The following is a 22,180-nucleotide window of genomic DNA, read 5'->3' as shown; positions in this document are numbered from 1 at the left end:
CCCGCGAGACCGAGGCGAAACACCATGCGAGAGATCGTCACCTTCGACGCCTATGCGACCCTGATCAACTTCGAGCTCGGCCCCACGACCCTGAAGGTCATCGAGGACCGGCTGGACCTGGACAACCTGGACGTCGACGAGTTCCTCGACGACTTCCGCGTCATGCGGTTCCAGGCCGTCCTGGAGGCCTACCGCCCGTACCACGAGATCCTGCACTCCAGCCTGCGCAACGCCATGCGCCTGCACGGCCTTGAGTACCGCGACTCCGACGGTGACGCCCTCGTCGAGGCCGTCCCCACCTTCGGTCCCTTCCCGGAGGTCCCGGACGCGCTGCGGCAGTTGAAGACCAGGTACGAGATCGCCATCATCTCCAACACCGACGACAACCTGATCGCGCGCAACGTGGAGAACATCGGCGTCGAGTTCGACTACGTGATCACCGCCCAGCAGGCCGGCGCCTACAAGCCGGACCGCCAGACCTTCGAGCACGCCTTCAAGACCATGGGCGTCGAGCCGTCGCAGGTCATCCACACCGCCCAGGGCTGGGAGTACGACCACATCCCGACCCGCGACCTCGGCCTGAAGCGCCGGGTGTGGATCAACCGCTACGGCCGCCCCGGCAGCGCCGACTACCAGCCGTACGACGAGCTGCCCGACCTGTCGGACCTGCCGAAGCTGCTCGGCTGCTGACCGACGGCGTACCGGCGAACAGACCGAGAACACAAGCGAGGACGCACGCCATGAAGCAGATCCCCTACTGGCTGGACACAGCCCCCGCCCTGCCCGACCGTTCCGGAAAGGACCTCCCCGAGGAGGCGGACGTGGTGGTGATCGGCGGCGGTCTCACCGGCCTGTCCACCGCCTATCACGCCGTGCGTAAGGGCGCCCGCGTCGTCCTGGTCGAGAAGGACAAGGTGGGCTCGGGCGCCTCCGGGCGCAACGGCAGCATGTGCACCCAGGGCATCACCATCAGCCCCGCCGAGGCGCGCAAGCGCTTCGGGCAGGAGCGGGCCCGTGAGCTGTACGACGCCTTCCGCGAGGCGGTCGACGTCGTCGAGGAGCTCACGCGCACCGAGAACATCGACTGCGACTTCCACCGCTCCGGGCGTCTCGGCGCGGTCTGCAAGCCCGGGCACTTCGAGGGCCTGCGGGCCAAGCAACGCGACCTGGCTGACAACTTCGGCCACGAGACGATCGTCCTGAGCAAGAGCGAGCTGCGTGCCGAGCTCGGCACGGACTACTACCACGGCGCCCTGCTCGACCCGCTCAGCGCGGGCCTGCACGTGGGCAAGTTCGTCGGCGGCCTGGCGGACGCCGCCGAGCGGGCCGGCGCCGAGATCCACGAGCGCAACGCCGCCACCGGCCTCACCCGCCTCCCCGGCGGCGGCTTCGTGGTGGAGACCATGAACGGCACCATCCGCGCCAAGCAGGTCATGGCGGCGACGGACGCCTACACCGACAAGTCGATGCCGTGGTTCCGCAAGCGACTGATCAACGTCGGCAGCTTCGTCATCGTCACCGAGCCGCTGGGGGAGGCACGCGCCAAGGAGCTCATCCCGAACGGCCGACTGCTGGTCGCCCACAAGAACATCGGCCACTACGTCCGCCTCACCCCGGACAACCGCCTCGCCTTCGGCGGCCGGGCCCGCTTCGCCCCCTCCAACCCGGCTTCCGACATCAAGAGCGGCGACATCCTCAAGCGGGAGATGACGGAGATCTTCCCGCAGCTGGCCGGGACGCGGATCGACTATGTCTGGGGCGGCATGGTCGGCTTCTCCTGGGACCGTATTCCGCACGCGGGTGACGACAACGGCCTGTACTACTCCATGGGTTACTGCGGTCACGGCGTCCAGATGGCCACGTACATGGGCCGGGCCGTGGCCGAGATGATGGACGGCAGGCCGGAGGCCAACCCTCTGCGCGGCTTCGGCTTCCCGAAGGTGCCCGTCCCCTTCTACAACGGCACCCCCTGGTTCCTGCCCTTCGGCGGCGCCTACTACAAGGCGAAGGACCGGCTGCTCTGAGCCGATGGCGACGCCGGCGCCGGGGCATTCCGCAGAGTGACCAGGGAAGGGCCCGGCAATACAGAGCCGCCTGCTCCGCTCACCGGAGGAGAGTTCTGCCGATTCCCCGAACGTCGCGCAGGGCTTTCCATTTCCATTCCGATTCCCCCGGTTAATTCGGTGAATACGATGCAAACACCTCTTGACTCCGGCCGAGCCCGCTGGCACTATCGTGCCAAACTTCAGCACGCTGTACCACATAGTGGCACGAGGTCAGTTGCCGCCACAGCCGCTTCATAGGGCCCCTCCGGTCGCATACCGAGATTCGCAGAAGACCACAGTGCGTTGACGAATTGTCTTCTGCTGACGGTGGCGCGCCTTCCCTGCTCAAGCATCAGCAGCAACCCCAAAAGCACCCTTCGGACGACTTCTGAGCGGCTTCCCGACACCTCAACGAGTAGGCGTGAATCAATGAAGAAACTGCGCTTGACGACCTGTGCACTGACCGCTGCCACCCTTACGGTCCTCGCCGGCTGCGGCATGAGCGGCGGGGGCACGGCTGCCGGCGGCGGTGCGGCGAACGGCGAGAGCATCGTGATCGACGAGCCTTTCGCCCCCGCCGCCAACTGGGCGCTGGAGACTTTTGACGCGTTCGCACTCACCAAGGCAGGCTGCCTGGAGACCCTGGTGAAGTCCGAGAACGGCGGCACGCTCGCCCCGATGCTCGCCACCTCCTGGACCCGGGTGAAACCCACGGTCTGGAAGCTGGAGCTCCGCCAGGGCGTGACGTTCCAGGACGGTACGCCGCTGGACGCGAAGGCCGTGACAGGCGCCCTGCAGCACGCCCTGAAGGTGAAGACGCCGGCGGCGGCCTTCTCACCCGATGTCGTCTCCGGTGTCAAGGCCGTCGACTCCTCGACGGTCGAAGTGACGACCGTCAAGCCGGACGTGCTGCTTCCGCAGAGGCTGGCCAGTCCGAACGCCGGAATTCTGGCGCCCAAGGCGTACAGCGGGGCGGCCATCGATCCGAAGGGCACCTGTACCGGCCCCTTCGAGATCACCAAGGAGGTCCCGCAGCAGGCGATCGAGCTGAAGCGCAACGACTCCTACTGGGGCGGCCGCCCCCGTCTGGCCTCCGCCGAGGTGCGCTTCATCGCCGATGGCGGCAAACGCGCCACCCAGGTGCGCACCGGGGAGGCGAACATCGCCCGGAAGATCCCGGTCACCAGCGTGCAGGAACTCAAGGGCGACGCGACCATCCGTACGCAGTCCTCGGAGTTGCCCCGCACCACGCAGCTGATCCTGAACCACAAGAAGGCCCTCTTCGCCAACGCCAAGGTCCGGCAGGCGTTCCAGGCGGCCATCGACACCAAGGCCATCTCGGACGCGGTCTACCCCGGCGCCTCGCGCCAGGCGGTCGGGCCGTTCGCGCCCGGTGATCCGTGGACTCCCAAGGGCGCGGCTCCGGTCAAGGCCGACCCCGCGAAGGCCAAGTCCCTGCTGGCCGAGGCAGGCGTCGATCCGTCCTCGCTGAAGCTGACGCTGCTCGCCTACAACGAGGGTTCCGGCTTCGCCGACCTCGCCTCCGTGCTCCAGGAGCAGCTCAAGGCCATCGGCGTCAAGGTCTCCATCCGGTCCGGCGAGTACGCGTCGATGGAACCGGACATGCTGAGCGGCGACTTCGACATGGCGCTGCTGTCCCGCAACTACCTGGCCGACCTGCCCGACCCGTACGGCTTCCTCAGCCAGGACTACAGCTGCAAGGGGTCGTTCAACCTCGCTCACTACTGCGACGCGACGGTGGACTCGCTCATCAAGAAGGCCGGTGCCACCGCCGGCACCGAGGCCCGCTACGCCCTGTACGCGGACATCGCCGCCCGGCTCCAGTCCCAGGCCGTGAGGGTCTTCCTCGTCCACGAGACCGAGTCCGTCGCCCTCGCCGGCGTGAAGGGCTACCAGATCCACCCGTACTACACGCTCACCGCCGACCTGTCCCTGGGTTCGCAGTGACCCGGTCGGACAGTCGCGCAGGGCATGCGCACATGACATGCCTCCGGCCCGCACATACCCGGCCGCTGCTTCGGGACGAAGTGATTCCTGTCGCCGGCCGGGGCCCCTGCCAATCGCTCGACGTCATCACACAAGGAGGAGGTGAGACGGGATGATCCGATTCGCGCTGCGACGGCTGCTGGTCCTGCTTGTCGCCCTGTTCACGGTGTCTGTCGTCACCTTCCTCATCCCGTACCTGAGCGGCGGCGACCCGGTGCGCACCATCCTGCGCTCCCGAGTCTCCGGCCAGGCTCTCGACCCCGCCGCGGTCGAGGCACTGCGCGGCGAACTGGGCCTGGACCGGCCGCTGCCGGTGCAGTACCTGGACTGGCTCGGACGGGCTGTGCAAGGAGACTTCGGGCTGTCGTTCACCAGCCGTACGCCGGTGGAGCAGCTGCTGGGCAGCGCGCTCAGCGTGTCGCTCACCCTGACCGTCATCGCTCTCGGGTTCGCCTTCCTCGCGGCGCTGCCCCTGGGCACGATCGCGGCACTGCGGCCCGGAAAGCGGGTCGACACGACGGTGACGTTCCTGACGCAGAGCTTCGTCGCCGTCCCCGAGTACTGGCTGGCGCCGGTCCTGGTGCTGGTCTTCTCCCAGCAGCTGGGCTGGCTGCCGTCGGCGGGCTGGCGCGCACCGGAGTACCTCATCCTGCCCGCCGTCACGCTCGCCCTGCGGCCGATGGCGTACTTCATCCAGGTCACGAGGGCGGCGATGATCGACGTGCTCACGTCTCCCTACATCACCGCCGCCCGAGCGAGGGGGCTGAGCCAGCCGCGGACCGTGGTGCGGCACGCACTGCGCAACGGGCTGCTGCCGGTGATGACCCTGTTCACCCTGTGGTTCGCGGGGCTGCTCGGCGGCTCAGTGGTGGTCGAGGTGATCTTCGCCGTGCCGGGGATGGGACAGCTCGTCTACAAGGCGGTCGTCAACCAGGACGTCCCGATCATCCAGGGCGGGATCCTCAGCATCGTCGCCCTGGCGATCATCATCACCACGGTCACGGACCTGCTGTACGCCGTGATCAACCCCGCTGTGAGGTTGCGCGATGGCTCTGTCTAGTCACGTTTCCGCGGGAGGCTTCTCCGGTCACCTGGTGCGGGGGCTGCGCTTCACCCGCGGCCGGCACTGGACGCTGCGCGTCGGCGCGGTGGTGTTCGCGGTCGTCGTGACCGTCCTGGTGCTGACGCCGTGGATCGCGCCGTACGACCCGGCCGCCCAGGGCCTCTCCCAGCGGCTGGCCGGCTTCAGCGCCGAGCACTGGCTCGGCACCGACCAGCTGGGCCGGGACGTGCTGACCCGGCTGATGTACGGCGGACGCTTCTCCGTGACCATCGCCGCCGTCACGCTGCTGCTCTCGGCCGTCATCGGCACGCTGATCGGCGCGGTGAGCGCCAGACGCGGCGGGCTCCTCGACGAGGTCCTCATGCGCACCGTGGACCTGCTCATCGCCATCCCCGACGTGGTCGTCACGCTGCTGCTGATCGCGGTGTTCGGCACCGGTTACGGCACGCTGATCGCCGCCCTGACGGTGGTGGGCTGGACTCCGTTCGCCCGCCTCATGCGCGGGCTCACCATGGAGATCAACGCCAAGGGCTACATAGAGGCAGCCGAGACGCTGGGCTGCTCGAAGGCTTTCATCATCTTCCGCCACATCATCCCCAACGCCCTGCGGCCGATGCTGGCGCTCTCCTTCCTGCGCTTCGGGCACAAACTGATCACCGTCGGCGGACTGTCCTACCTGGGACTGGGAGTGCAGCCGCCGGACTCCGACTGGGGCGCCATGCTCCTCGACGCCCAGCCGTACATGGAACGGATGCCGATGCTCGTCATCCTGCCCGGAGCGGCGATCTTCCTGACCGCACTGAGCGTCACCATGATCGGTCAGGGATCGGAGGCCACGCCCACACGGCGAAAAGCAGAAGGGGCGCCCCGATGACCGGCCGCCGCCTCGGCCGCGCTTCCCGCCCGCCGGCGCGCCGCCGGACGCTCGCCGCCACCGCGCCCGAGCACATCCGCGACGGCGTACACCGTCGCCGGTTTCCGCCGGGACTGCCAAAACCGCGACCGAACCCCATCGCCGACGGCCACTCTGCCCGCCAGCGCCTCCCGTACGAGCACCGCGAACCGGCCGGGCCCCTCGCCGGCTATGACGTGGACGCCGCCGGCGCCCCGCTCACCCCGCACTTCGACGAGGCCGACGGTCCGGTGAAGCCGCCTGGACGAGGCCCGCGAGCAGCGTCATCTCGGAGCCGCCCGGAAACTGACCGCGCCCCCAGAGGAGCCTGAGCATGAACTTTCTCCCACGCCCGCCCCGAACGACGAGATCCGACCCCGCCGGCGGCGCCGAACTGACCATCCGCGGCCTGCGCGTGGAGTTCCCCCACCTGCCCGCGGGCGGTACTCCTCCCGTGGACGGACTCGACCTGACCGTGCGCCCGGGGCAGATCGTCGCCCTTGTCGGCGAGTCGGGCTCCGGCAAGAGCCTCACCTCCCTCGCCGTGACCGGCCTGCTGCCGCCCGGCGCCCGGATCACCGCCGGCCGCATCACGCTCGACGGCGAAGACCTCGCCGACTGCTCCGCCCGTCGTATGAACCACATCCGCGGCAACCGCGTGGCCATGCTGTTCCAGCAGCCCAAGGCCGCCCTCGACCCCACCGCCACCGTTCGCAGCCAGGTCGCCGAACCCCTGTGGCTGCACCGGGGCCTCAGCCACCGGCAGGCGCGCACCCGGGCCGTCGAACTTTTGCGGGACGTCGGGATCGCCGATCCCGATCGGGTGGCGGGCTCCTACGCCCACCAGCTGTCGGGTGGCATGGCCCAGCGCGTGATGATCGCGGCGGCGCTCGGCAGCGACCCGGGGCTGCTGATCGCGGACGAACCGACGACCGCGCTCGACGTCACCGTCCAGGCCCAGATTCTCGCCCTACTCAAGCGCAAGCAGCAGGAGAGGGGACTGTCGGTCCTGCTCATCACGCACGACCTGGGAATCGTCGCCTCCCTGGCCGACCGGGTGGCCGTCATGTACGCCGGTCGCATCGTCGAGGAGGCCACGGCCCAGAAACTCTTCTCCGACCCCCGGCACCCCTATACACGTGCGCTGCTGCGCGCCTCGTTGCTCCAGTCGCAGGACGGCCGGCTGTTCTCGATCACGGGCAGCACGGCCCAGTCGCGAAGCCTCGACCACGGCTGTCGCTTCCGCCCGCGATGCCCCGTGGCGGACGAACTCGGCATCTCCCGCGAGTGCGAGGAGAACGAACCCGCGTTGCAGGGTCTCGCCGGTGACCACAACAGCCGCTGCTGGGCCTCGTCGACGCCGGAAAGGATGGTGGCCGTATGACCGCGCCGGCACCCGTCGACCTGCCCATGCCCGCCCGGCGTGGCCCGCTGGTCGTCGTCGAGGACCTGGTCAAACACTTCCCGGTCGCAAGCGGGCTGCGGGGCAAGAGGCGGGTCCACTCCGTGGACGGCGTCTCGCTCGAGATCGCGCGCGGGGAAGTGCTCGGGCTGGTGGGCGAGTCGGGGTGCGGCAAGAGCACGCTCGCCCGGACACTGCTCGGCCTGACCCCGGCGGACTCCGGGCGCGTACTGTTCGACGGCACCGACATCGCCCGGACCAAGGGCCGGGAGCGCAAGGCGCTGCGACGCTCGATGCAGCTCGTCTTCCAGGACCCGCTGTCCGCCTTCGACCCCAAGATGCGGCTGGGCACCAGCCTCGAAGCCCCGCTGGCCCAGCACGGCCTGGGCACCCGCGAGGAACGCGGGCAACGCATCGCCGAAGTCCTCGAACAGGTCGGACTGGACGAGTCGTTCGTCCACCGGCTGCCGCGCGAGTGCTCCGGCGGCCAGCTGCAACGCGCCGTCGTGGCACGGGCATTGCTGCTGCAGCCCCGCTTCCTGGTCTGCGACGAGCCCACCTCCGCCCTCGACGCCTCCAACCGCGCCCACATCCTCAACCTGCTCGGCGAACTCAAGGACCAGCTCGGACTGACCCTGCTGATGATCTCCCACGATCTGCGGGTCGTACGGCACATCTGTGACCGCGTGGCCGTGATGTACCTCGGCAAGGTCATCGAAGTCGCGCCCCGGCACGAGCTGTTCGAGCAGCCGGCCCACCCCTACACCCAGGCCCTGCTGGCGTCGTCGCTCCCCGACTCGCCCGAAGCCCGGGGCACCTTCAGCACCCTGAAGGGCGAACCGCCCAGCCCGCTCAGCCCACCGGCAGGCTGCCGCTTCCACACCCGATGCCCCAAGGCCCAGCAGCGATGCGGCACCCAGGCACCGGCATGGAGCGGCACGACAACCGAACAGCACCAGGTGGCCTGCCACTTCCCGGGCCCCTGAAGCCCGCACCGGTCCTTGCCCGTCCGCCGGCCGCGTGCCGACGCCACGTACTGCCTGGTGTACTGCCCGGTCTGAACACCAGAAGTCCACAGCTGCCGCAGAGGCCACGTCACATAGGCGCTGGGCATACGACGTCATGCCTCGAAGGGCACGACACGGCATCACTCACAGAAGGATCCACACGCCATGAGCGCAGCACGCTGCCGCACGGGCACCACCGGTCAGAACCCGGCGACCTGCCAGACCATGGACGAACGCGCGCACACCCAGGACGGCGAGGCCCGCAGCCGTGAGGACAACTCAGAGCACCAGGCCGACCAGGGACGCGCCGCGGAAGGCCACATGCGTGGTGCGGCGAGCGTGCACTGATCCCGGGTGATCCCCGTCCGATCCGAGGCCGTCCTGTCACCACCAACTACCTGTCAGCAACGAGGAATGGGAAGAAAGCACCATGCACGATCACGACAAGGGCCACGACCATCACGGCGACGACCATCACGGCCACGACCATCACGGGCACGGCCACGCAGGCCACAGCCATGAGTTGAGCCCCGACGCGGATCGCCGCTACCTCACCGCGGCTCTCCTCCTGCTCACCGGTTACATGGCCGTCGAGGTCGTCATCGGCGTCATCGCCGGCTCGGTGGCCCTGATCGCGGACGCGGGTCACCTGCTCACCGACGCGATGTCCATCGTCCTCGCCCTGATCGCCATGCGGCTCGCCGCCCGGCCCGCGCGAGGCCGCCTCACCTACGGACTCAAGCGGGCCGAGATCCTTTCCGCCCAGGTCAACGGCATCACCCTGCTGTTGCTCGGCGCCGTCGTGGGCTATGAGTCCGTTCAGCGCCTGATCACCCCCCCCCGAGGTGGAAGGGGGGCTGGTCCTGGTCACCGCACTGGCCGGTATCGCGGTCAACGTCGTGTGCGCCTGGCTGCTGAGCAAGGCCAACCGCTCCAGCCTCAACGTCGAGGGCGCCTACCAGCACATCCTCAACGACCTCTGGGCGTTCATCGGCACGGCGGTGGCGGGGCTGATCGTGCTGCTGACCGGCTTCGCGCGGGCCGACGCCATAGCCTCGCTCGTGGTGGTGGTCCTGATGCTGCACGCCGGATACGGGCTGGTCCGCGAATCCTGGAAGGTCCTGCTCGAGGCAGCACCCGCCTCGCTCGACCCGGAGCGCATCGGCAGTGAACTCGCCGCCTGGGCCGGCGTGGTGGAAGTCCACGACCTCCACATCTGGACCATCACCTCCGGCTACCCGGCCCTGTCGGCGCACATACTGGTAGACGAGGACCTCGACTGCCACGCCACGCGGACCGAGTTGCAGCACCACCTGTCCAAGCGCTACGACATCCAGCACACAACGCTCCAGGTGGACCACGCCCCCGCCGCCGAGTCGACCGACTCCGAGGCCCACTGCGCCGATCCGCACGGCCCGGTCCACCGAGCCGCGGTCTGAATCACACGCCCCCGGGCGCGAGTCCCGGCCCTCACCGCGCTGCTCACGACTGGGTCGGTCACTTGAACGGCCTGGCGGATGCCGCTGTGCGCACCGGCGCCGAGATCCACGAGCGGGAACACGGCCACCGGCAAGACCCGCACGCAGGACGGCGGGTTCCTCGTGGGGACCCTGCTCGGCACCATCCGTGCCGAGCAGGTCATGGCCGCCACCGTCGCCCAGGCCGACAAGGCGATGCCTTGGTTCCGCAAGCGGCTGATCAACGTGGGCAGCTTCATCATCGTCACCGAACCGCTCGGCGAGGCGCGCGCCCGTGAACTCGTCCCCAACGGGCGGCTGGTAGTCGATTCCAAGAACATCGGCCATTTCATCGGCCTCACCCCGGACAACCGTCTCGCCTTCGGTGGCCGGGCTCGTCTCGCCCCTTCCGGCCCCGGCCTCCGACATCAAAACAGGTGACATCCTGAAGCGGGAGATGACCGAGCTCTTCCCACGGCTGGATGGGCTGCCCGCTGCTGTTCACTGTGCCTCCTCCGGCCGCTAGCGCGGAGTGCATGCTGTCGCCGGCCGGACGGACGGGACTGTCACGGGGACGCTTTGACGAGTTGGCTCCAGGCTGATCGGAAAATCGAGGTTCGGAAGGGCAGGCGGCAGTATCCGGGCCGCTTGCGGCTCGGATGTCGGGGTGGGGTCGGTCAGGCGGATACGGTTGCGAGGGTGACCTGATGGCCGAGGGCCTGGAGCTGGCGGACGAGGTCGCGGGTTTTGCGGGCTGGGTTGAGGTGGCGTTGGTGCCAGTCGGCGCCGAGTTCCTGGTAGGAGGCGTCTGGGTCGTTGATCAGGTGCCAGGTGATGACGAGGATCGAGCGGGCGACGGCGATCAGGGCTTTGGCGTGGCCGCGGCGTTTGACGATGCGCCGGTAGCGGGCGCCGAGGAAGGTGTCGGTGCGGGCTGCGGCATTGGCAGCCTCGCCGAGGGCGCCCTTGAGCCGTGGATTGCCCTGCCCGGCTGGGCCGGCGGTGTTCTTCGCGCCGGACTGGATCGTGCGGGGCACAACTTGGCCCACGAGACGAGGTGTTCGGGGGTGGGGAAGCGGGTCATGTCCGCGCCGATCTCGGCGAGGATGATCTGCGCGGTGGTCGGCCCGATCCCGGGGACGACGTCCAGCTTCTCGGCCAGGGTGCGGGCGCTTGCGCCGCCGGGGGATCGGGGCGCCGTTTCCCCCGCTGCGCGTCGGCGGCCGCCGACGCGCTCGCGCGCCGAACCCGGCGCACACCAGCACCACCACGCACCACCGGCGTCCCCGGGCATCAGGCACGTTCGCCCCGGCCGGCGACGTGCGAACATGCCCGAGCCCGAGAGCCCACACGACCCAGCCGGATTCCCCGAACCTTCTCCGGAGTGTCAGTGCCGGTCCGTACGCTCGACAGCATGGTGGGGGACGAACTGCGCGAAGAACCACATGGCGAGCGGTCCGGCAAGGAGAGCGGCAGCGAGACCTGGCAGCGGCTGAGTGCGTACGCCTACCTCAGCGCACCCGAGCGACTGGAGTACGTCGCGGCGATGCGGGTGTTCTGTGGCACCCTGCTCGCGGACCTGGCCGTACCCGACGTGCTCGCCAAGCTGGCACAGGCCGGTCACCCGGCGGCAGTGCTCGACGCGGAGACACTCACCGCCCGGCTCGAACAGCTCGTGCGCTGGGGCAATCTGCTGCGCAGCACGCACACGGTCACAGCCACCAGCATCGCCGAGTACCAACGCTCCCGGTCCCGCTACCAACTGTCCAAGCTGGGCGAACGAGTGCAGCGCGACGCCGACGAGGTGCTGGCGGGAGCGGACGCCGCGCGTGAGGTCAGCAGCGAGCTGCTCACCCTCGTCGACCGGGGACTCAAAGAGATCGCCGCCCTGGCCGCCGCACCAGGCGGCGCGGACCCGCAACAGGCACTGGAAAAGATCAGCACCCTCTTCGCGCAGTTCGCCGAATTCGCCGAGTCGGTACGGGACTTCTACGCCTACCTCGGCCAGGTGCTCGCCCGCTACGACCTCGACGGAGCCGAGTACCAGGGGTTCAAGGAACTGCTGCTCGACTATGTGGAGGCGATCACCGAGGACGTGTCCTTCCGTGCCCCACGCATCGCCGCCCATCTTCGGGCGATCTGGCCACATCTGCCCACGCTGCTGAGCCGCATCGACGCCCATGCTTCAGGCCTCGGAGCACTTTCCGAGGCGCTGCCCGAGACGCGGGTGCAGCGCAGCCGGGGACGGGAGTTGGCCGACTGGGAGGGGCTGCGCGACTGGTTTGCCGACAGCGACGGCCAGGGCAGCCAGGTGGACCAGCTCCGGGACGCGACCCTGCGTGCCCTGCAGTCGCTGCTCGCCAACGCCAAGCGGATGCTGCGCTCCGCGGCGGGGGAGATGTCCCGTCGCAAGGACCTGCTCAGGCTCGCGGCCTGGTTCGACGCCGCGGAGCCCGAGGAGGCCCACGACATCGCGGTCGCGGCCTTCGGTCTGTACGGGGCACGGCATCTGAGTGTGGCGCCGGATCCCGACCTGTCCGTACCGGCGTATGTGAGCTGGTGGAGTGGACCCGTCGTGGATGTGCCGGTGGCGTTGCGCGAGCGTGGCAGCCGCGCCCCACGCGGGAGGGCCGCGGCGGTGGAGGACCACCGCGAGCAGAAGCACCGCCTCCTGGAGCAGGCGCGCGAACAGGCCGCCGCCCGCCGGGCCGCGGCCGCCGAACTGCGCAGCGCATCCGGCCGGTTCGACGAGGTGAGGCTGGGTTCCGCGGCCATGCGGCTGCTGCTGGAACTGCTCACCGCCGCTCTCGGTAACGCCCAACTGCACAAGGAGGCTGGTGACTTCCAGCTCGACGGCGCGCAGGCAGGTGATGCGGATCTGGGCATCAGGCTGACGGCGTGGCGCACCCCGGGCAGGCACACCCTCCTGCGCTCCGTGGACGGCGACCTGACGGCGGACGACCTCACCCTGGCCGTCGAAAGTGCCGCGGCGCCCGCCGCAGCCGAGGAGGCGAGCGCCTGATGGCCCTGCCCTCCGCCCACGATGTGGCCCTTGCCGCCGAACGCCGCGCCGCCGCCCGCCTTCTGCTGGCCCACCCCCTGGTCACCAGCAACGGCCCGTACAGCGACACCTTCCCGCTGATCCGCCGCCACGCCGACTGGCTCGCCCAGCGCTTCCAGCAGGTGTTCGGCTACCGACTCCTCATCGAGGCGTCGTACGCCCGTCTGTTCAAGGCCGGCCTCGGCCCCGGCTCCGGCCATCGCCTGGAGCGGCCCTCCACCAGTACGCCGTTCACTCCGCGGACGTACGCCTATCTGGCCCTCGCCCTTTCGGTCCTCGTCACCGCCCCGGAGCAGCTCCTGCTCTCCCAGCTCGTCGCCGACCTGAGGGCCGCGGCCGTGGACGCCGGGATCGAGGTCAGCGACACCGGACGTCAGGCGGAGCGGCGCACGCTCGCCGCCGCGCTGCGCCAACTCGTCGACTGGGGCGTGCTGGCGGAGACCGAGGGCCACGTCTCGGCCGTCGCCGAGGAGCGGGGCGGCGAGGCGCTGCTGACCGTGGACCGCGAGATCGCCCGCGCGATCGTCGCCGGACCGCTGGCGCAGAGCCGCGACGGAGCCGAGCTCATCCGCCGCGCCGCCGACCCCGGCTTCGGCGGCCCGCGCACGTACGTGCGCAGACGCCTCGTCGAGACACCCGCCGTCCACCTCGACGACCTCACCGGCGCCGAGCGGGAATGGCTGCGGACCCGGCAGCGGCGTGAGTCCCAGGCCTTCTCCGAACTGCTGGGTCTGGAGGCCGAGATCCGTGCCGAGGGCATTGCCCTCGTCGATCCGGACGGCGACCTCACCGACCTGCACCTGCCCGGCACCGGCACCGTCGCCCAGGCGGCACTGCTGCTGATAGGACGGCTGGTCGACCGACTGCGCCCCGAGAATCCCGGCCACCCCGCGGTCGGCGGGCGGCTGGTCATCGGCGTTCCCGTCCCGGACGGGCTGTTGCTCGAACTGCTCGATGAACTCGTAGAGGAGTACGGCCGACGCAGCAACTGGCAGCGAGGCCTGCTGGAGAACCGGGACGGGCTGCTCGCAGCCGTCCTCGATCTCCTGGTCCGCATGCGCCTGATGGCGCCCGTCGGCCCGGTGCGCGCCGATGGCTACGGCGTGCCCGAGGGATACGAGGACGCACCGCTGGACGGCCGGCCCGTCACGGACGTCTCGGGCGTCCGCGGGCAGGACGGATCGGGCGGTTGGGTGCTGCTCGCCGCTGCCGCCCGGTTCGCCACCACGGTCGCCATCACCTCCCCTACCGAGCAGCCCCCAGCAGACGACGTCTCGCAGAAGCCCGAGGAGCCGCCCCGGTGAACCGCCCCTCTTCCCCGCACCGCTACCGCCTGCACCGCGCCGGCATCCGCAACGTCTGGCAGTACGACGAGCAGGAGTTCGCCTTCGGCGACGGCCGTCTGCTGCTGCGTGGCAAGAACGGCGCCGGCAAGTCCAAGGCCCTGGAGATGCTGCTGCCGTATCTCCTCGACGCTGACGCCCGCGCTCTGGATGCCACCGGGACCGGCCGGACCACGCTTCTGTGGCTGATGCTCGACGGTTTCGAGCAGACCAACCGGCTGGGCTACCTGTGGGTGGAGTTCATGCGGACGGACGAGGAGGGCAACGACCACCACCTCACCCTCGGTGCGGCCATCCGCGCCTCCCAGTCGACCAGGACCGCCAAGGCGTTCTTCTTCGTCACCTCGCTGCGGGTGGGCGAGGGCCTGCACCTGGCCCCCGCCGGTCAGCCGTTGCCGGTCGAGCAGCTCAAATCGATCGTCGGCCCGGAGAACATCACCGACCGTGCCGTGGAGCACCGGGCCCGGGTCGCCCGCCACCTGTTCGGCCTCACCGATCCGGCGCGCTACCGCAACCTGCTCCACCTACTTCACCGCCTGCGCCGCCCCACCATCGGCGACCGCATCGATTCCGGCGGTCTGGTCTCCGTCCTCGCGGAGACGCTGCCCGCGCTCGACGACGAGGTCGTGGAGAAGGTGGCCCGCAACCTCGACGATCTGGACGCCGTACGGACCGACCTCGGGCGCCTGGAGCGGACCCACGAAGCGCTGCAAACCTTCCTGACCGGTTACCGCGGCTACCTGCACGGGGCGCTGCGCCGCCGGGCCGACGACGTGAACGGCGAACTGGAAAGGCTGGCAGAACGTCGGCGTTCGGCGGGCGAGGCGGTGAAGAAGGTGGCGAAGCTCCGCACGAGCGAGGACGAGCTCGCCGCCCGCCTCGACGTCCTCAAGGCGGATGCGGATGCGGCCGAGACGGACCTCGCCGCCCTGCACGCCAGCGCTGCCTACCGAAGCCTGCAGGAGCTCGGGGAGAAACGCGCCACCGTGACCGCCCTGCACAGTGCGGCGGCGACCGCGTTCAAGGCCCTGCGCAAGGCCCACAGCAGCCAGGAAGAGACCGCACGCCGGCTCACCGAAGAAGCCGGAAGGCTTGGCGGGGAACTGGTCGAACTCGGCACGACACACGGCGAGTTGCTGCGCGAGGCAGAGCGGTCCGGGCTCGACCCCGTGCACCTGGGCGAGCCCGCAGTGGTCCCTGCCACTCCGGTCGCGGCTGCGGTGGCGGCCGAACTGACCGCCCCCGACGGTGACTTCCACCTCGTGCGTCACAGCGAGGTGCTGGCCATCGACACGGAGGTCTGTGCGGGTGCCCTGCAAGCCTGGGCCTCCCAACTGGACGCTGCCGGGCCGGTGATCAGGAACCGGGCCCGGGCCGTGACCGAACTGACCGCGCTCATCGACAAGACACGCCGGGCCCAGCGAGAGGCTCACGAGGCCGATGCCGCCCGGGAGAGTCTGGAGGAGCAGGCGGACGAGGCACGTGAGCGGGCCGGACGCCGACGGGAGGAGACGGCACGCGAAGGGCAGGCGTACGCGGGCGCCGTACGGACCTGGACCGAGCGGATGCGGAGTCTCACCGGCGTGTCCCTCGACGCCGTACACGCCCTGATCGCCCACGACCCGGCGGAGGGACCGCTGCCCGCCCACGCCCCCGACGAGGTGGCTGACACCGCCCGGTCGGCCGTCGAGCCGTGGCTCGCGGAACTGGGCGAACAACGCGACATGCGCGCGGTGGCGATCCGCGAGCTGGCCGCCGAACAGGACCGCCTGGTGCGTGAGCGGAACGACTGGGAAGCCCGCACAGACCCCGAGCCCACACCTCCGCCCCACCGCTCGGCACCCCGCACACCCGGCACCGGCGCACCCCTGTACCGGCTCGTGGACTTCGCCGAGAACCTGGAGCCGGCGGCTCGGGCGGGCCTGGAAGCCGCACTCGAAGCGAGCGGCCTGCTCGACGCCTGGGTGTGCTCCGACGGCACCGTCCTGGACCCGGCCACGCGGGACACCCTCCTCACCCCCGGCACACCGGCTGCCGGACCCACGCTCACCACGGTGTTGCGCCCCGTCATGGCCCCGGACAGCGGGGTGACGACCGAGCAGGTCCAGCGCATGCTCCAAGCGGTGGCCCTGGTCACGCACGGGACCACGGGCACGACGGCGGAATCCGCGATCGGCACCGACGGCTCCTGGAAGCTGGGCGTCGCCCGAGGCTGTCACGCCAAGCAGACCGCCGAGTACGTCGGCGCGGAGGTACGTGCCGAGACCCGCCGCCGGGCCCTGGCCGAACTCGACCAGCAACTCGCCTATGTGCAGGAGAAGTTGACAGAGAAGGAGAGAGGCCTGCGGATCCTGACGGAGCACCGCGCACAAGCGGCCGACACCCTGAGCCACCCACCCACGGCACGCCCACTGACCGACGCGTGGGCCCGTACCACCGAGGCCGAGCGTGCCGCACAGGTACTGGCCGGCAAGGCGTCCGCTGCCGCCCGCGAAGCGGAGCAGGCGCGCGCCCGCGCGGTCGCCGCCAGGCGTGAGGCCGAGGCGACCGCGAGCGCGAACGACCTCCCGGTCGACCCCGCCGCGCTCGACTCCGTACGCCTCTCCCTGGACCGCCTCGGCACAGGAACGGAACGACTGCGTCGGCGGCTGCGCACGGTGACTTCCTCCGCCGACGCCCATCGCCAGGGCCGCGAAGGCTACGACCGCGCCCTGACATCCACTCGGGAAGCGGAGTCCGACTACATTGAGCCGCTCACCCGCCTGGACGCCGCACGCCGCCTGGTCCTGGGCCTGGAGGAGGCGTTGGACGCGCCGGAACAGGAGATCCTCGCCCGCGAGGACGGGGCGAAGCGACGACTGGAGGCGGTAGGGCGCCAACTCCCCGGCGCAGACCGGGACTTGAGCGCGGTACACGATGAACGCGTGCGCGCGGAGGAGGACGAGAGGGTACGGCGGGGGGCGCTGGCCACCCAGGAGGGCGAGGCGATCACCAGTGGCAGGCGACTGCGTACGGCGCTGTCCCTGCCGGGCGTGATCAGGGGCGCGGGCCTCGACATGCGGGCGGAGGACGAGGGAGACGAGCCCCACTTCTCCGAGGACGGCGCAGATGACCGCACCAAGGCACTGCGCCGGCTCGTGGAAGCTGTACGGAGCCGTCTGGACGCCGAGCGGCGCGACATCTCGGACACCGCCCTCCTCAACCGTCACACCGACCTGCGCGACCAGCTCTCCGGAGGCTACGACGCCACGCTGGAGGAACACGACGGCATCAAGGTCTGCCGTCTCGTCGACGACCACGGCCCGCACGACATCGCCGCGGTCGGCGAGCGCATCGCCGCCCAGGCGGCCGAGGCCCGCGAACGGCTGACGGAGCGCGAGCGAGAAGTCTTCCAGCGGTTCCTGACCGGAGAACTGGGCGACCACCTCTCCTCCCAGGTCCTGGCCGCGGGCGCCCTGGTGGCCGCCCTGAACGGCACCCTGTCCACGGTCCGGACGTCACACGGGCTGGGCGTCACACTCGACTGGAAGCTGGCGGACGGCGTGGAGGCCGACGTCAAGGCGGCGGTCGACCTCCTGCGCAGTCCGTCCGGCCTGCGCACCCGCGACCAGTCCGAACAGCTTCGCGACGTGCTCCAGCGCCGTATCGAGGACGCACGCCGCGCTGACCCGGGCGCGGGCTACGCGGCCCATCTGCGCACCGCCCTCGACTACCGCGCCTGGTTCACCTTCACCCCCTGGGTGGTCAACGACGCCGCCCCGGGCACCCGCCGCAAACTCTCCGGCCGTACAGGCCTCAGCCAGGGCGAGCAACGCGTCCTGTCCTACCTGGTCCTCTTCGCTGCCGCGGCCGCCCACTTCACGAGTCTCGCCGAGACAGTCCCACACGCCCCTCGACTGATCCTGCTGGACGACGCGTTCGCCAAGGTCGACGAGCCCACCCACGCGCGCCTCGGTCGCATCCTGGTCGACCTGGACCTGGACTTCGTCCTGACCAGCGAACGCCTCATCGGTAACTGGCCCGACGTGCCCTCGCTGCAGATCTACGAGTGCCTGCGCGATCCGCATGTGAGGGGAGTGGCGACCCTTCACTACACGTGGAACGGGCGGCAGAGGCGGCTGGTGTCGGTTTGACGAGTCCCCGAGCGCCGGACAACATGCCCCTCGACGCCGAGACGCTGGCCTTCCTGAACCGGGCCGGCCTCGCGCGCCTCTGGACAGCCGCACGCACCCGCCTCGAACGCAACGGCCTGCAGCCGACCGGCACGATCAGGCTCCAGCACCTGGACACACAGGAGCGCCAGGACCTCTCCCTCCTCCTCGCGAAACCGCTCACCACCTCCACCACCACGATCCACCTGTCGGACCTGGACACCCGTCTGCGCACCACTGCGGTCGGCCGTGGCCTGGCCGAGACGCTGGCGGCACTGGGCCCGGCCCTGACCGACCGCCGGGCCGCCCGGGACGCGGCGGCGGCGCAACGAGCCGGCCTGTGGTCCGCGGCAGAAGCGGCCCTCTCCGCCACACCACTGGCGTCCCAGCCCTGGGCGGCCCAGTGGCTGGAGGAGACACGACGCGCGGGTACGGTCACCCGCCAGGACCCGCACACCGCGACCACGATCCTCGACCAGGCGATCCGGACCCTGGCCACGCTCTTCCCCGGCCCGGACGCGGAACCCACCCCCGCCGTCTGGGGCCGCGGCGAACTGGCCACCCGCACCACCGGCTCGGCCCACGGCCTGGACGACGGCACCCTGCTCTCCCGCCTGGTCCTGCGCGGCATCGCCCTGGCATCCGGCAGCGACGTCCCAGTCGACGCACCGGGCCGTCGCGCCCTGTGGCGCCTGGCCTCGGTCACCCCCGACGAGGTGTCCAGCACGGTCCTCAGCTACGGCCTGCGGCCGATGGGTGCGAGCTGGGGCGAGAGAACCCTGCGAGAACGCGCGGACCGCAATCTGGAGACTCATCTGACCCTGCGCGAACTACGCGCCCTGCACCTGGAGATGCCGTCGCGCACCCGGATCCACGTGTGCGAGAACCCACGCGTAGTCGAAGCCGCTGCCGACGCCGGCTGCACCGCGGCTCTGATCTGCACCTCAGGCAGCGCGACGACGGTCGTTCTCACCCTGCTCGACGCGCTTGCCGCCGCCGGGTGCGCCTTCGCCTACCACGGTGACTTCGACTGGCCGGGGATCGCGCTGGCCAACCGTGTCGTGGAGCGGTACGGCGCGAAGGCGTGGCGCATGAAGGCGCAGGACTACGAGTACCTCGCGACCCGTACCCAGGTGCACGGCACCCCACAGTTCCTCCTCGCCGGGCCGCCCGTGGAAGCCGTGTGGGATGCGGAACTGGCCCCTGCCATGGACGCCCTGGGCATCGCCCTCCACGAGGAAGCGGCGCTCGACCTGCTCCTGGAGGACCTCAGCTGACTCTCAGGGACAGAAGACAGGCCAAGACGATCTTGCCGGGCGGAGAGTTCGGCAGAAACCCGTTCGGCAACCAAGGCGTCCGCTACTCGGGTTCACACGACGACAAGGCGCTCATCGCGGGCGTCGAGCGGGGCCAGGTGCGACGCGCGCACGCTTGTGACCTGGGCCTCCCGTCGAGGTTCCCTGCCGCCGGACCGGCCGTGCCCCCGCCCGCCGCCCGTCCCGCCCGTTTCCCGGTGTACCTGCAGGCCGCCCTCCGGCGTCGACCCGGCTGATTCGTCGCTCGGCCAATCCGCCGCTCGACCTGCTCCGGATTACCCGCGAACCCCTGATCACGAGGGGCGGTATGCGAGGAGGAGCGATGGAACGGCCGCGGAGAGATGCCCCGCCCGGCCCGGAGCACACGGCACGCCACGGGCGGCGGACGGCCGTGGTGGGCGCCGGAGTGTCCGGGCTGACCGCCGCGTATGTCCTGGGCCGTGCCGGTCACGTCACCCTGTACGAGGCCGACGACCGGCTCGGTGGACATGCGCACACCCACGAGCTGACGTCGCCGCACGACGGGCGGGTGCACCGCGTCGACTCCGGGTTCATCGTGCACAACCGGCGCACCTACCCGCATCTGCTGCGGCTGTTCGACGAACTCGGCGTGCCCACGCAGGAGTCGGAGATGAGCATGTCGGTCCGGTGCGAGGGGTGCGGCCTGGAGTACGCCGGAGCCCGCGGGATGGCCGGCCTGTTCGCTCAGCCCCGGAACCTCGTGCGCGGTTCCTATCTGCGGCTGCTGGCCGAGGTGCCCGTCTTCTACCGGGGAGCCAGGCGGCTGCTGGCCCGCGGTGGCGAGAAGGCGCTCACGCTGGGGGACTTCCTGGCGCGCGGCGGCTTCTCCGACTACTTCCGCGCCCACTTCGTGACGCCGCTGGTGTCGGCCGTGTGGTCCTGCGACGCCGTCACCGCCCAGCGCTACCCGGCCGCCTACCTGTTCCGCTTCATGGAGCACCACGGGATGCTGTCGGTGAGCGGCTCACCGGTGTGGCGCACGGTCACCGGCGGTTCGGGCGCGTACGTCGACCGGATCGCCAAGCAGATCGGCGAAGTACGCACCGGCACGCCGGTACGGGCCGTACGCCGCCATGCCGACGGCGCCGACGTGACGGCCCGGGACGGGACCACCGAGTCGTACGACGCGGTGGTGATCGCGGTCCACCCGGACCAGGCGCTGCGGCTGCTGGCCGACGCCACCGGGCGGGAGCGGGAGGTGCTGGGCGCGTTCCGCTACTCGCGCAACACGACCCTCCTGCACACCGATACCCGGCTGCTGCCGAGCGCCCCTGGCGCCCGCGCCTCCTGGAACTACCTGATGCCGACGTGCGCGGCCGGTTCCGAGCAGGTGCGTGTCAGTTACGACATGAACCGGCTGCAACGCCTGGACGCCACCGAGGCGTTCGTGGTCACTCTCGGCGGCGAGGACCGCGTCGACCCGGGCCGGGTGCTGGCCCGCATGGTCTACGAACACCCGGTCTACACCCCCGAGTCGGTGGCCGCGCAGCAGCTTCTGCCCGAACTGGCCAGTGGTGTCTGCGCGTTCGCGGGCGCGTATCACGGCTGGGGGTTCCACGAGGACGGCTGCCGCTCCGGCGTCGCGGCCGCCGCGGCGCTGGGAGTGCGCTGGTGAACGCCGCACCCGCCCTCTACTCCTGCACGATCACCCACGTGCGGACCACGCCCCGGCGGTACTCGCTGCGCCACCGCACGTACATGTGGCTCATCGACCCCGACCGTCCGCCCCGACTGCCGCTCCTGCTCCGACCGTTGGCCCGGTTCGACCCGCGCGACCACTTCACCGGCGAGGCGCCCTCGATCCGAGCCGGCCTGGACACCCTCCTGGCCGCGCACGGCGTGGACCTGGACGGCGGCCGGGTGGTGATGCTCACCCACGCGCGAGTGTTCGGACACGTCTTCAACCCGCTCACCCTGTACTGGTGTCACGGCCCCGGTGGGGAACCGCGCTGCGTGGTCGCGGAGGTGCACAACACGTACGGCGGCCGGCACTCCTACCTGCTGAGCCCCGACGCGTCCGGGACCGCGCGCACCGAGAAGGAGTTCTACGTCTCGCCGTTCTTCCCCGTCGACGGCCGTTACCGCATGCGGCTGCCGATGCCCGGACCCCGGCTCGACCTGACCGTGCACCTGGACCGCCAGGGCGGCCGGGCCTTCACCGCGACCGTGCGCGGTACCCGGCGCCGGCCGAGCCCGGCGTCCCTGCTGCGGCTGGCGCTGCGGCACCCCTGGTCCACCCTCACGGTGTCGGCCGCGATCCGAATCCACGGCGTACGCCTCTACCTGCGAGGACTGCCCGTCCAGCCCCGCCCCGAACACCGCACCTCGGAGAAAGCGACATGAGCGCGCCGCGCAGCGTGAGGCCGTAGTTGGTGCGAAGGCGGCGCAGTTCCCAGAGGCCCACCGCGGTGACCG

General features: G+C 70.5%; 16 protein-coding genes and 2 pseudogenes. 16 read left to right on the top strand and 2 right to left on the bottom strand.

Annotated features, from left to right (window positions below; genetic code table 11):
• Positions 1–24: 24 nt before the first annotated feature.
• The 10 genes and pseudogenes from O3Q52_RS07595 to O3Q52_RS07550 all read left to right on the top strand — a co-directional run bounded on the left by O3Q52_RS07595 (position 25) and on the right by O3Q52_RS07550 (position 10,314).
• Positions 25–690: a haloacid dehalogenase type II gene (locus O3Q52_RS07595; RefSeq protein WP_269648034.1), complete on the top strand. Its 666-nt coding sequence runs from the start codon at positions 25–27 to the stop codon at positions 688–690.
• A gap of 50 nt (positions 691–740) precedes the next feature.
• On the top strand, positions 741–2,024 hold the full coding sequence (locus tag O3Q52_RS07590; RefSeq protein ID WP_269648033.1) for an FAD-binding oxidoreductase: 1,284 nt from the start codon (positions 741–743) through the stop codon (positions 2,022–2,024).
• A 465-nt stretch (positions 2,025–2,489) separates the two neighbouring features.
• Positions 2,490–4,013: an ABC transporter substrate-binding protein gene (locus tag O3Q52_RS07585; RefSeq protein ID WP_269648032.1), complete on the top strand. Its 1,524-nt coding sequence runs from the start codon at positions 2,490–2,492 to the stop codon at positions 4,011–4,013.
• Positions 4,014–4,164: 151 nt separating this feature from the next.
• Positions 4,165–5,112, top strand: coding sequence for an ABC transporter permease (locus O3Q52_RS07580; RefSeq protein WP_269648031.1), 948 nt, complete (start codon positions 4,165–4,167; stop codon positions 5,110–5,112).
• Positions 5,099–5,989 (top strand): ABC transporter permease, encoded by an 891-nt coding sequence (locus O3Q52_RS07575; protein ID WP_269648030.1) that lies wholly within the window; start codon positions 5,099–5,101, stop codon positions 5,987–5,989. Before O3Q52_RS07580 ends, O3Q52_RS07575 begins: the two co-directional genes overlap by 14 nt.
• Before the next feature lie 352 nt (positions 5,990–6,341).
• A complete protein-coding gene (locus O3Q52_RS07570) occupies positions 6,342–7,391 on the top strand; it encodes an ABC transporter ATP-binding protein (protein ID WP_269648029.1) in 1,050 nt (349 codons plus the stop codon).
• Positions 7,388–8,395 carry an ABC transporter ATP-binding protein gene (locus tag O3Q52_RS07565; RefSeq protein ID WP_269648028.1) on the top strand — a complete coding sequence of 336 codons (1,008 nt, stop codon included), beginning with the start codon at positions 7,388–7,390 and terminating at the stop codon, positions 8,393–8,395. The genes O3Q52_RS07570 and O3Q52_RS07565 overlap by 4 nt, the downstream gene beginning before the upstream one ends.
• Before the next feature lie 186 nt (positions 8,396–8,581).
• Positions 8,582–8,764, top strand: a complete 183-nt coding sequence (locus tag O3Q52_RS07560) for a hypothetical protein (protein ID WP_269648027.1) — start codon at positions 8,582–8,584, stop codon at positions 8,762–8,764.
• 82 nt (positions 8,765–8,846) lie between these two features.
• Positions 8,847–9,855 (top strand): annotated as a pseudogene (locus tag O3Q52_RS07555) (cation diffusion facilitator family transporter).
• Positions 9,856–9,933: 78 nt separating this feature from the next.
• On the top strand, positions 9,934–10,314 hold the full coding sequence (locus O3Q52_RS07550; RefSeq protein ID WP_269648026.1) for a hypothetical protein: 381 nt from the start codon (positions 9,934–9,936) through the stop codon (positions 10,312–10,314).
• A 236-nt stretch (positions 10,315–10,550) separates the two neighbouring features.
• On the opposite strand, the gene O3Q52_RS07545 is transcribed toward O3Q52_RS07550, so the two are convergent.
• On the bottom strand, positions 10,551–10,922 hold the full coding sequence (locus O3Q52_RS07545; RefSeq protein ID WP_269648025.1) for a hypothetical protein: 372 nt from the start codon (positions 10,920–10,922) through the stop codon (positions 10,551–10,553).
• Positions 10,923–10,951: 29 nt separating this feature from the next.
• Positions 10,952–11,167: pseudogene (locus tag O3Q52_RS54365) on the bottom strand (hypothetical protein); the annotation flags it as partial.
• Between the two features lie 120 nt (positions 11,168–11,287).
• Here O3Q52_RS54365 and O3Q52_RS07540 point away from each other — a divergent pair.
• The 6 genes from O3Q52_RS07540 to O3Q52_RS07515 all read left to right on the top strand — a co-directional run bounded on the left by O3Q52_RS07540 (position 11,288) and on the right by O3Q52_RS07515 (position 22,108).
• On the top strand, positions 11,288–12,895 hold the full coding sequence (locus O3Q52_RS07540; RefSeq protein WP_269648024.1) for a TIGR02677 family protein: 1,608 nt from the start codon (positions 11,288–11,290) through the stop codon (positions 12,893–12,895).
• Positions 12,895–14,238: a TIGR02678 family protein gene (locus tag O3Q52_RS07535; protein ID WP_269648023.1), complete on the top strand. Its 1,344-nt coding sequence runs from the start codon at positions 12,895–12,897 to the stop codon at positions 14,236–14,238. The genes O3Q52_RS07540 and O3Q52_RS07535 overlap by 1 nt, the downstream gene beginning before the upstream one ends.
• Positions 14,235–18,410, top strand: a complete 4,176-nt coding sequence (locus tag O3Q52_RS07530) for a TIGR02680 family protein (protein WP_269648022.1) — start codon at positions 14,235–14,237, stop codon at positions 18,408–18,410. The genes O3Q52_RS07535 and O3Q52_RS07530 overlap by 4 nt, the downstream gene beginning before the upstream one ends.
• On the top strand, positions 18,407–19,705 hold the full coding sequence (locus tag O3Q52_RS07525) for a TIGR02679 family protein (RefSeq protein WP_269648021.1): 1,299 nt from the start codon (positions 18,407–18,409) through the stop codon (positions 19,703–19,705). Before O3Q52_RS07530 ends, O3Q52_RS07525 begins: the two co-directional genes overlap by 4 nt.
• Positions 19,706–20,066: 361 nt before the next feature.
• Positions 20,067–21,380: an NAD(P)/FAD-dependent oxidoreductase gene (locus tag O3Q52_RS07520; RefSeq protein ID WP_269648020.1), complete on the top strand. Its 1,314-nt coding sequence runs from the start codon at positions 20,067–20,069 to the stop codon at positions 21,378–21,380.
• The gene (locus O3Q52_RS07515) at positions 21,377–22,108 is read left to right on the top strand and encodes a DUF1365 domain-containing protein (protein ID WP_269648019.1); all 732 of its coding nucleotides are present in this window, start codon (positions 21,377–21,379) and stop codon (positions 22,106–22,108) included. The genes O3Q52_RS07520 and O3Q52_RS07515 overlap by 4 nt, the downstream gene beginning before the upstream one ends.
• Positions 22,109–22,180 lie beyond the last annotated feature (72 nt).

The organism is Streptomyces sp. ActVer (assembly GCF_027270795.1).
Classification (GTDB): domain Bacteria; phylum Actinomycetota; class Actinomycetes; order Streptomycetales; family Streptomycetaceae; genus Streptomyces; species Streptomyces umbrinus_A.
The sequence above is the reverse complement of the archived record's forward strand: the minus strand, read 5'-3'. Positions and strand labels throughout refer to the sequence as shown.

What these genes read in the sequence shown, in the direction of transcription:
- O3Q52_RS07595 (WP_269648034.1), top strand. Translation starts at nt 25, where the DNA reads ATGCGAGAGATCGTCACCTTCGACGCCTATGCGACCCTGATCAACTTC.
- O3Q52_RS07590 (WP_269648033.1), top strand. Translation starts at nt 741, where the DNA reads ATGAAGCAGATCCCCTACTGGCTGGACACAGCCCCCGCCCTGCCCGAC.
- O3Q52_RS07580 (WP_269648031.1), top strand. Translation starts at nt 4,165, where the DNA reads ATGATCCGATTCGCGCTGCGACGGCTGCTGGTCCTGCTTGTCGCCCTG.
- O3Q52_RS07575 (WP_269648030.1), top strand. Translation starts at nt 5,099, where the DNA reads ATGGCTCTGTCTAGTCACGTTTCCGCGGGAGGCTTCTCCGGTCACCTG.
- O3Q52_RS07570 (WP_269648029.1), top strand. Translation starts at nt 6,342, where the DNA reads ATGAACTTTCTCCCACGCCCGCCCCGAACGACGAGATCCGACCCCGCC.
- O3Q52_RS07565 (WP_269648028.1), top strand. Translation starts at nt 7,388, where the DNA reads ATGACCGCGCCGGCACCCGTCGACCTGCCCATGCCCGCCCGGCGTGGC.
- O3Q52_RS07560 (WP_269648027.1), top strand. Translation starts at nt 8,582, where the DNA reads ATGAGCGCAGCACGCTGCCGCACGGGCACCACCGGTCAGAACCCGGCG.
- O3Q52_RS07550 (WP_269648026.1), top strand. Translation starts at nt 9,934, where the DNA reads ATGCCGCTGTGCGCACCGGCGCCGAGATCCACGAGCGGGAACACGGCC.
- O3Q52_RS07540 (WP_269648024.1), top strand. Translation starts at nt 11,288, where the DNA reads ATGGTGGGGGACGAACTGCGCGAAGAACCACATGGCGAGCGGTCCGGC.
- O3Q52_RS07535 (WP_269648023.1), top strand. Translation starts at nt 12,895, where the DNA reads ATGGCCCTGCCCTCCGCCCACGATGTGGCCCTTGCCGCCGAACGCCGC.
- O3Q52_RS07520 (WP_269648020.1), top strand. Translation starts at nt 20,067, where the DNA reads ATGGAACGGCCGCGGAGAGATGCCCCGCCCGGCCCGGAGCACACGGCA.